This window comes from uncultured Anaerococcus sp. (assembly GCF_963510575.1).
Taxonomy (GTDB): domain Bacteria; phylum Bacillota; class Clostridia; order Tissierellales; family Peptoniphilaceae; genus Anaerococcus.
The window spans coordinates 1-10,209 of sequence record NZ_CAUPFR010000063.1; the positions used below are offsets into that span (position 1 = coordinate 1).

Sequence of the window (10,209 nt, forward strand, 5' to 3'; positions counted from 1 at the left end):
CGTTACCATAACCATTTCTTTCAAATGTGTTGTAGCCACCGATTTTTCCTTCGTCAGCTGCAGCTCTCATTTGATCTATGATTGGGCCTTCACCTTCAGCTTCCCAAATATCGATGTCGCCATTTTCTAGTAGGTCGATTGCGATTTTTTTGTTAACGTATTGAAGAATTACGTGTGGGATGGTTGGTTTTTCACCTTTGAAGTTACCTGCATAGTTTTCGTTGATGCTTAGTTTAACCATGTTGTTTCCGAATGAGTCAAACTTGTATGGACCTGCAGAAATCTTTGGTGCTACTCTGTATTCGTTGAATTCTCTTTGCATAGCATCTTCGATAAGCATGCTGGTTGGGTCAACATTGCCTGTTTTTCTTTGTTCGAGTTTAGCTATATCTTCATCGTGAGCTTTTTTAGCTTCTTCGTAAGCTTTCTTTTCTTCTTCATTTGCATCAGCTTTTGGTGCTGGGTTGTTTTCTTCAAAGTCTTCTTTTGATTTAGCTATTTGAGCATCGATATTTTTGATATATTCTTGTTTTTCTTCTTCTGTTGGTTTGTAACCATCTTTAGCTACTATCTTGTTACCTTCTTTAGATACAGTTAGGTTGTCAGATACAGCATGGATTGGGTATGGACCGTAGGCTCTAAGAGCTGCCTCTTCATAGTATGGTAGGAATGATGCGTCAACTGTTACGCTGAATGTGTAATCATCAATCTTTTTAAGACCATCAAATGTGTCTTTGTTACCACTCTTGTATGCTTCATATCCAAGTAGTGGGTCATCACCGATTGATGTTGAACCTGTTACTAATTGGTATGATGGATAGGTGTGAAGAAGTGAACCGAATAGGTAATCATCAGCCTTGATTGGTGAACCATCTGAATACTTAAGATCTTCTTTAATCTTGTAAGTTGTTGTTTCAGATCCATCAGCATTCTTAACTGTTTTTGGTTCTTCTTTAAGAACAGTCATGTTGTTAACCCATTGACCACCTTCATCTTGAACAACTGTACCGTATCCGTTGTTACCTTCAATACCCATAAATCTTCTAGCTTTAACGTCCATAGAGTTGTTTGTCCAACCTTGTAAAAAGTCGCCGTTAAACTCTTGAACAGCACCGATTACTAGGGTGTCATCAGCAGTTTGTTTGTCAAAAGAGTCAAGTTCTGTCTTGTCATCTTTTGCTTGATCGCCATCAGCTGGTGCTTCTTTATTATCAGCTGGTGCTTCTGCTGCCTTGTCGTCTTTTTTTTCTTCGGCATCTTTTGCCTTATCTCCACCACAAGCAACTAAAGTTGTCGCTAGGCCAAGGGCCATAAGTGATGAAAACACTCTTTTCATTTTCATAAGTTTTTTCCCCCTAAAAATTAAGTAACTTTTTATAGTATAGTATTTTATCTTAATAAACTGAATTTGTCAAGTTTGTGAGCATTTGACTTTTCAGTTTTTTGCATAAATATTCTAATATCTCACCAATTTTTCAATCATTTTCAAGCTTTTCTTTGCAATTTTTTTCAAATCATCTTATATTCCTTTCGAATCCAAAATATAATGGAGGGTTTTTACAAATTATTTAGGCAAACCTAATTTCAAAAAGTTTTTATAATGAATTCGCTTGCATAATATACAAATTTTTCCCACAACAAAAGCAAGGATAAATCCTTGCTTCGTTGTGTACTTAATTTTGTTAGGGTATTTATTTCTCTATTCTTATAGCGTTGATTTGGTCATGTGATTCCCAAACTGGTGTGTTTACGTCAAAGCCTTTAACCCTCTTAGAGTAACCTGTGTGGTATTGGTTAGAGTATAGAGGAATTTCTGGTAGGTAGTCGTTGTACCATTTTTGGAATTCTTCCCAAGTATCTAGGTAGCCTTCCTTATCTTTAGGATCGGTTCTACGTAGTTTTTCTGTGATTTCATCTGCCTTAGGGTCGTTTGTCTTTGTGTGGTTATCTGGACCCTTAGATGAGTATTGGTACCATGGATCGTATGGTGATTCAAATCCTAAGCCCATGTTGAATGCAGTATATTCAGCATCATCCTTTGGATAGTAGTATAGGTCAAGGAGGGTTGCAAAGGATCCTGCTGTTACGTTGTATTCCATACCTACTTGTTTAGCGTTAGCTGGTACTTGGTTTGAGATTAGGGTTGTGATTGGAGATTCATCAGAACCGTATTGGTTAACTTGGAGTTTCTTTCCATTTTCATCATATCTGTAGTAGTCAAAGCCATCTGCATTTTTAGCGTATGCTTCGTCTGCTTTTTTCTTATCCCATGGAGTTTTACCATCTTTTTCGAATTTGTATGGTGTTTTGTCTAGCAATTTATTTGCTTCGTCTAGGTTTAGGGTGTATTTGTTGAATTCTGGGCTTGCTTCTAGGTCAGCTCCTCTTTCTTTGTACATCCATTGGCTTGTACCATACATACCGTTTGTTACAACACCATATCCACCTGCGAATGATTGTACGAAAGAGTTTCTATCCATTAAGTGAGCGATAGCTTGTCTAACTTCTTTAAATTTAGTAGCTCCTCTGTCTGTTAGGAATGTTACGTTACCATAACCATTTCTTTCAAATGTGTTGTAGCCACCGATTTTTCCTTCGTCTGCTGCAGCTCTCATTTGATCGATTAGGGCACCTTCTGCTTCAGAATCCCAAATATCGATGTCGCCATTTTCTAGTAGGTTGATTGCGATTTTGCTGTTAACTGTTTGTACGATTACGTGTGGAATTGTAGCCTTATCGCCTTTGAAGTTGCCTTGGTAATATTCGTTTAGGCTTAGTTTTGCCATGTTGTTTTCAAATGAATCAAACTTGTAAGGACCTGCAGAAATCTTTGGTGCTGTCCTATATTCGTTGAATTCTTTTTGCATAGCTTCTTCTATTAGCATGCTTGTTGCATCAACATCGCCTTTCTTACGGCCTTCAAGTTCAGCTACTTTTGCTTCTTGAGCTTTTTTAGCTTCATCATAAGCTTTCTTTTCTTCATCTTTTGCATCTTCTTTTGGTGCTGGATTGTTTTCATCAAAGTCTTCTTTTGATTTAGCTATTTGAGCGTCGATGTTTTTAACGTATTCTTGTTTTTCTGCATCTGTTGGTTTGTAGCCATCTTTAGCTATAATCTTGTTTCCTTCTGGTGCTACAGCTAGGTTTTCAGAAATAGCTTGGGTTGGGAATGGGCTTATTACCTTTAGACTTTCTTCCTCAAAGTATGGTAGGAAGGAAGCATCTACAGTTACCTTGAAGGTTTGATCGTCAACTTTTTGTAGACCTTCAAATACATCCTTGTCACCATTCTTGTAAGCTTCATAACCCTTTAGTGAGTTTGAACCTATATTAGTTGATCCTGTTACCAATTGGTAAGAAGGATAAGAATGGAAAAGTGCACTAAATAGGTAGTTATCAGAGGTTACTGGTGAACCATCTGACCATTTCAAATCTTTTTTGAGTGTGAAAGTAGTTGTTTCTGATCCATCAGCATTCTTAACTGTTTCTGGCTCTTTTTCTAGGCAAGCAGAGTTGAACTGCCATTGGCCACCCTCATCTTGAACAAGAGTATCATATGAGTTATTGCCATAGATACCGATTAGTTTTCTAACCTTAACATCGTAAGAGTTGTTAGACCAACCAGGATAGAAGTCTCCACTCATTTCAGATGTACCAATTACAAGGGTATCATCTGAAGTTTGTTTTTCGAAGGAATCTAAGGCTTTTTTATCATCATCTGAAAGGTCTTGACCTTCTTTGGAATCTTCTTTTTTATCGTCTGCTTTATCGTCTGCTTTATCTGCTGCTTGATCTTCTTTCTTATCAGCAGCGTCGTCTTTTTTAGCTTCTTCTCCACCACAAGCAACAAGGGTTGCTGCTAGGCCAAGGGCCATCATAGTCGAGAAAATTCTTTTCATTTTCATTTTTTCCCCCTAAAATTTTGTTTAGCTTTTATAGTTTATAATTTTATTATGATAACGCAGTTTTGTCAAGTCTATTTCTGTATTTATTTTTATTCATTTTTATAATTATTCATTCGCTTGCCATTTTATCTGGGAGTATGTTAAAAAATATTGTATCTTCTTTCAGTTTTGATAATACTCTATCTTGATAAAGCTCTTTATAGTAACGAAGAAAAGCTTTGTCTATTTTTTTATATAGCAGTTTGGTTTTATTCTTCTGTTAGTATATTATTCATCAAATGATTTTTCTTATCTTTATAAGTTAAGATATTCACAAAGATTTACATAAAGAATCCCACGAAAAAATCTCGGCTTTGACCGAGATTTTGTAAAAAATTTAATTTTGCCTTGGCTTTTTTCCTATTTTTCGCTTTTGCCATTTGGGCCAAGTCCCAAAAAGTTTAGTTTGGTTTCTGAAATCACTATGGCTATGAATATCAAAACAAAACCTATAATTTTATTTAAATTCAAAGACTCTATACCCATCATAACTGGTATTAGGATTCCAAAGATTGATTCAGTTGATAATATTAATGCTGCTGAGGATGCTGTCGCAAATTTTTGACCTATATTTTGTAGTAGAAGGGCAACAGTTGTGCACATTATAGCGAGATATCCTACTCCTAATACAGCTTTTTTGCTTAAAACTATGGCAGAATTATCTTCAAATACCACTGTCACTACTATTGATAAGATTGCTGCCATTGTAAATTGTAAGATGGTCATAAGGATTGGGTCCTTGCCCTCGGATAATTTTGTAACAGCAACTATATGAGCTGCAAACAAAAATCCTGCTAATAAGGCAAGTCCATCGCCTAGGATGGCTTCTTTTCCTTGGTCGAAGACACTAGTCCCATTTCCACCTGCCATGGATACAAAATATATGCCTCCGATTGTGAAGGCTGCAGCTATGATATTAAACCTATCCGGTCTTTTCTTAAGGGCAAACCATGCCAAAAATGGTACGATTACGCAATAAGACGCTGATAAAAAAGCTGACCTGCCTGGGTCTGTGTAGCCTACGCCAATTGTTTGGATAGAATATGCCATAAACAAAAAGACCCCTATAAGAAGACCGTTTTTGATGTCGTGTTTGGTCATAGTTTTTAGTTTTTTCCAAAAAATCAGACCTAGGATTAAGGCTGAAATAGTAAACCTAATGGCAAGGATCATGTTTGGTCTAAAAGTATCTTGGGCAAGCTTTACTACCGTTAGAGAAGAACCCCATAGTATTGCTACTATCAATAACATTAACTTGCCCAAAAATCTATTTTTATTATTTTCTTCCATAACTTATTTGTTCAAAATCCCCCTTATATTTTTTTACACCCGTATTATACTTGATGTGTAATTTTTGGCTATTTTATTAACCCATCCAAAGTAAGAAAAAAGTATTTTTAGAAAATTCCCAACAAAAAAACTAGGTGGCTTGTGAAAATCCTACCTAGTTTGTTTTATTATTTTTTATCTACAAATATTCTGTTAGACTTAGCACCAACTAACCTGTAATATCTAATTGGTTTGCCTGACTTATCTCCCATATTGCCTACCCTAGGTGTGACTGTAACGCCATTTCCTGCGTAGTTCATGTGGATAATTGTATCTTGATTTTTATTTAATATAAAGCCTGTATGGCCACCCTCACCGAGCGACTTGCCTGGAACACCTGCTACAAATATGTCACCGTAGTCAATCTCTCCTGGGCTTATTTCATACATTATTTCTCCCTTAGCACCCATAGAAAATAGGGTCTCAGTGTTGCCTATGTAGGCATCTGATTTTAGGAATCCACCGTATATTAGGGACCTAAATACTGCTGAAGAGCAGTCAGCTGATTTTTCTGTTCCCCTTGCAGAGCCCATGTTATAGGTCATACCGCTATTTTTGGCATCAAACATCCATTCCATAACATAGTCGATATTTTTATCACCTGCTACCTTGTAGCCAGAAATTTTTGCAATTCCCTTTTCGTTAGTCTTGTATTCTATACCCTTTTGCATGTAGGTAGAATTTAAAACAAGACCATTGCCGTCAAAGCAATATAGGTTGCCATTGATTTCCCAAACACCTTTTTGTACATAACCTGCACTTGTGGTGTGGAAAGTCTTTCCTTCGAAGGTTACCCATTCGTCTTTTACTAGGGTAGCTATACCCTTATCATCTATTTGGTAATATAAACCATTGGTAATGGAAGGTCTGCCGACAATCATTGCCCCAGTTTCATAATTGAATACATAGGTGTTGCCGTTAATATCAACTGCTCCCCTGGCAACTGATCCATCTTCCCTTGTCCTATAAGTTTGACCTTCTAGGGTAAACCATTGATTTTTTGGATTTGTAACAACTCCTATCGGACCAACTTCATAATATTTATTAGAGACAATCATTCTCTTATTTGTTTGAAGTTTTCCATCCTTATCGAACATATAGTCCTTATCGCCAATCTTGGTTACGCCCTTGGCAATCCTACCATCATCAAGAGTCCTATAGATATTTCTATTAACATTGACCCACTTGTTGGCAACAATTTTCATCCTACCAGCATTGTCTACTTCGTAATAAGAACCTTGGGTAATTAGCTTTTTATTTCTTTCTAGAACACCATCTTGAGAGAAATAAAACATGTTTTTGCCAATTTGATTTATACCCCTAAGGATATTTCCTTTTGCATTATTATAATAAATATCCTTGCCGATATTTAACCATTTATTTTTAGGTATAGAAATATTACCGGCCTTATCAGCCCTATAAATTCTATCATTAACCTTGATATTAGTATTTCTAACTAACCTATTATTCCTATAATATTTGACCCTGTTATTCTTTTTAACAAAATAACCACCGCCGTTTTGAGCGTAGTAATTTTCTTCTGAAATCTTGCTTTGTTTAGTATAAAGCTCTCTGACTTCTCTAGGTGATGACTTATCCTCTTTTAAAGCCTCATCTAGGTTTTGGGTATCATAATAGATAACACCAGGGATTCTCTTATTAAGATCAGGATTTATTGTGTTTTCCTCAGGCTTTGTTTCAGAAATTCCCATCTTAGAATCATCCTCAGTTTCATTGGATTGCTCAGGTGTATCATTTGAAACTTCAGGACTAGTTGTGCTAGAATCTTCTTCTGGCTTTGCCCCAAGGTCGTCTAAATTTGTATATGATTTACTTTCTATTTCATTACTAACATCTGGTGTTTGCTGGCTATTATCTATAAGCTCTTGGCTATTGTCCTTGATACTATCCACACTCTCTTTGACAAATAATTTTTCATCCTCATTAGCATAAGCTTTATCTGTTAAATTGATAGCAGAAGTTATAAATAATGTCGAGGCGAGCAGGACAGTTTTATTAATTTTTTTCATTGTCTTTTCCCTCTCTTTATTACAATTTAATTACAGGCATTCGTTCTCAATTATAAAATCTATACCTATTATATAATATTTTAAGGGAAATTGCAACAAAAAGGTTACAATTATGTGAAAATTTAATTTTTTTTAAAAAATCACCCCCACTTTGACTAAAACTTTATATACTTAAGCAAAAATGGTATGATTAGATATATAAACTTACAATAAGCAAATAAAAAGGACGGAAATATGAACAGCAAATCACTAATCCTAGCCCTCGCCCTAGGCTTTGTAATAACAGGATGCAAGGACGCCTCCCTACCAGAATCAAAAGTTTCTGAAGAAACCATAGCCAAAGCCCTAGACGGCAAGGTGGACCTAGAAAAAGAAAACGAAAAAGTAGATGAAGACAAAAAAGAAGAAGAAAGCCAAGATGAGGAAGGCAAAGACTCAAAATTCGCCATCACCGGTGACAACCTCAAAAAACTCATGATAAATGTTGGAGAATTTGACCCATCACTCGCCAGAAAACTAGACGATGAAGACTTGGTAAAACTCTACAAAAAATGTGAAAAAATGAGCCAAAGAACTGGATATTGGGATGTAAAAGACTTCTTCTTCCAAGAACTCGCCTACGATCACCCAGACAAATCCCTAAAATTCCCATTAAAATCAGTAGAAAGCAAATACTATTGGAAAAAATCCCCAGCTGATCTAATCGGAGATAAATTCGAATGGGAAAGAAAACTCATGGTAGAAAATGGAGTAAGCTACGACAAGGTTTGGGCCTTCACCGACAAAGAAATAGAAGACGCCTTCCACGAAGCCTACGAAAAAGATCCCCTAGCCTTATATGACGACTACGTAAAAATGGCAACTAAAATCCTAACAGGATCTACAGACGAAAACGAAAGCGAAAATAAAGGCGAAGAAACAGGTGCAGCAAAGCCTGAAGACTACAAGAACCTAATCAAATTCGGTTCAAACGAAAGAGACTACGAAGCCTTAAAAGATGCCATGGTTAACCACTATGAATTCAAAAAAGAAATCGTAGACAAGATTCCAAACAAAGACATAGACCTAGCCAACACCAGGGCTCAAAAACGCCTAGAAGAAACAGGCTTCGGCGATATAGGATTAGTCTTTGACGAACTAGGCAAACTCTACCCGGGAGCCTCAACCCTTTATACAGGAAAAAACTAAAATAAGCACAAAAAGACGGGAATTTCCCGTCTTTTTCGCATCTAGATCTATTAATAATCTTTTTTCTAAATTATAAAGATTTGCAAACAATAACTTTGCCTAGATTTCCTATAATTTTTATTTTATTTTTCTAAGACCATTATAATCAAGCTTGTAGACCTGGTCAAAAACTTGATCTATAAAATCCCTATCGTGGGAAACAGCAATTATCGCTCCTTTATAGGCTTTGAGACTTTCTATAATCTCTGGTTGGGAAAGGGGAGATAGGTTTCTTGTTGGTTCGTCGAGGATTAGGGCTTGATCCCCTTCCACATTCATTTTTGCAAAAAACACTTTGGCTTTTTGACCGCCTGATAAGCTTTTAAGGCTTCTTTCCATTTCTTCCCTTGAAAAATTTAAGCTGCCAAGAAGATTTGAAACCCTTATTTTTTCTTCCTTACTATCTTGCTTTACAAGGTAGGAAATAGGAGTTTCCTTATCTTCTAAATATTCAAAATAATCTTGGGGCATATATCCTATTTTCAAATCAGAATTTTTTAAGCTTTTATAAATCTTTTTTAAAAGACTAGTCTTACCCGCACCATTTTTACCTACTATACAAATTTTTTGAGGTCCTCTAACTTGTATCTCAATATTTTTAGAAAGATTTTTTCCTCCAACCCTTAGCTCATTCATTTTAAAATCTAAAACTACTTTGGCTCTTGGAATCTCGATATTATCATCAAAAAATATTCCAATCGCATCCTCAAAATCAGGTCTTGGAGTGAGCTTTTCCTTTTCCTTTTGAAGTCTTTTTTCCAAAGATTTTACAGAAGCCATCTTGTCCTTGAGATTTTTGCCCTCAGCATCATTTTTTGTCGTATTTATGGCGTATTTTACAGAATTGTAGACCCTTCTGTACCTTTCTTCCTTCTTATCAAATTCTTCTCTTTCTTTGCTTGCCCTTGCATTTTGTATCCTTATCTGATTTTCCCTTTCTTTTATATATGACTCATAGCCACCGTTAAATACAGTATGTCTTGGGACTTGGCGCCTGTGAACTTGCTCCAGGTGAACAAGCCTATTTGCCACTTCCCTCAAGAGAGCTGGGTCATGGGAAACAAAAATCAAAGAGATTTCCATTTTTTTCATAAGATCGGTAATAATTTTAACCGATTCATAATCCAAGTCATTGGTCGGTTCATCAAATAAAAATAAAGTCGGATCTTTTAAAAGTTCAAACAAAAGAAGGATTTTAACTCTTTCCCCGCCTGACAAATCCGATAATTTTATGTCTCCAAAAATCAAATCTTCATCCAGACCAAAATCATCCAAATACTTGTAAAATTTATTATAATCTATAAGGCTTGGGTCAAGGACTTGGTCCATATAGTCGTGAACTGTCATTGCCAAGAATTTTTCATCAAGGCTTTGGGGAAGATAGGCTATTATCTCGCCTTTTTTGTGGATTTCTCCCCTTATTTGAGCATAAGTTTCAACTTCTCCCCTATCAACTATAGTCTTTAAAAGAATCGACTTGCCATTACCCTCTTCACCAATGAGACCTACCTTATCGCCTGGATTTAAGGCTAGGTTGAAATTTTCTAATAATTTCCTATCATCTTTAATCAAAGTTATGTCTAAGTTCTTTATCTGTAACATATATCCTCCTAGGACGATATGCCACTTATGAATAATAATATTTTCCACAAAAAAAGTCCGTCCCAAGTGAACAGACC

General features: G+C 36.0%; 6 protein-coding genes. 1 reads left to right on the top strand and 5 read right to left on the bottom strand.

Going from position 1 to position 10,209, the window contains the following annotated elements:
* The 4 genes from RQ907_RS05700 to RQ907_RS05715 form a co-directional block, all read right to left on the bottom strand.
* Positions 1-1,342, bottom strand: a 1,342-nt coding sequence (locus RQ907_RS05700) for an ABC transporter substrate-binding protein (protein WP_311492416.1), incomplete at its 3' end; no start/stop codon positions are given.
* 349 nt (positions 1,343-1,691) lie between these two features.
* Positions 1,692-3,905 carry an ABC transporter substrate-binding protein gene (locus RQ907_RS05705; RefSeq protein ID WP_311492417.1) on the bottom strand — a complete coding sequence of 738 codons (2,214 nt, stop codon included), beginning with the start codon at positions 3,903-3,905 and terminating at the stop codon, positions 1,692-1,694.
* Positions 3,906-4,304: 399 nt separating this feature from the next.
* A complete protein-coding gene (locus RQ907_RS05710; RefSeq protein WP_311492418.1) occupies positions 4,305-5,234 on the bottom strand; it encodes a DMT family transporter in 930 nt (309 codons plus the stop codon).
* A 167-nt stretch (positions 5,235-5,401) separates the two neighbouring features.
* The gene (locus RQ907_RS05715; RefSeq protein ID WP_311492419.1) at positions 5,402-7,303 is read right to left on the bottom strand and encodes a peptidoglycan amidohydrolase family protein; all 1,902 of its coding nucleotides are present in this window, start codon (positions 7,301-7,303) and stop codon (positions 5,402-5,404) included.
* 234 nt (positions 7,304-7,537) lie between these two features.
* Here RQ907_RS05715 and RQ907_RS05720 point away from each other — a divergent pair, with 234 nt between their 5' ends.
* Positions 7,538-8,491, top strand: coding sequence for a hypothetical protein (locus RQ907_RS05720; protein ID WP_311492420.1), 954 nt, complete (start codon positions 7,538-7,540; stop codon positions 8,489-8,491).
* A 117-nt stretch (positions 8,492-8,608) separates the two neighbouring features.
* Here the strand turns inward: RQ907_RS05720 and RQ907_RS05725 are convergent, their stop codons facing one another.
* Positions 8,609-10,132 (bottom strand): ATP-binding cassette domain-containing protein, encoded by a 1,524-nt coding sequence (locus RQ907_RS05725; protein WP_311492421.1) that lies wholly within the window; start codon positions 10,130-10,132, stop codon positions 8,609-8,611.
* Positions 10,133-10,209 lie beyond the last annotated feature (77 nt).

Bases quoted from the DNA above. Each gene is read 5' to 3' on its own strand.
- RQ907_RS05705 (WP_311492417.1), bottom strand. From the start codon at position 3,905: ATGAAAATGAAAAGAATTTTCTCGACTATGATGGCCCTTGGCCTAGCA.
- RQ907_RS05710 (WP_311492418.1), bottom strand. From the start codon at position 5,234: ATGGAAGAAAATAATAAAAATAGATTTTTGGGCAAGTTAATGTTATTG.
- RQ907_RS05715 (WP_311492419.1), bottom strand. From the start codon at position 7,303: ATGAAAAAAATTAATAAAACTGTCCTGCTCGCCTCGACATTATTTATA.
- RQ907_RS05720 (WP_311492420.1), top strand. From the start codon at position 7,538: ATGAACAGCAAATCACTAATCCTAGCCCTCGCCCTAGGCTTTGTAATA.
- RQ907_RS05725 (WP_311492421.1), bottom strand. From the start codon at position 10,132: ATGTTACAGATAAAGAACTTAGACATAACTTTGATTAAAGATGATAGG.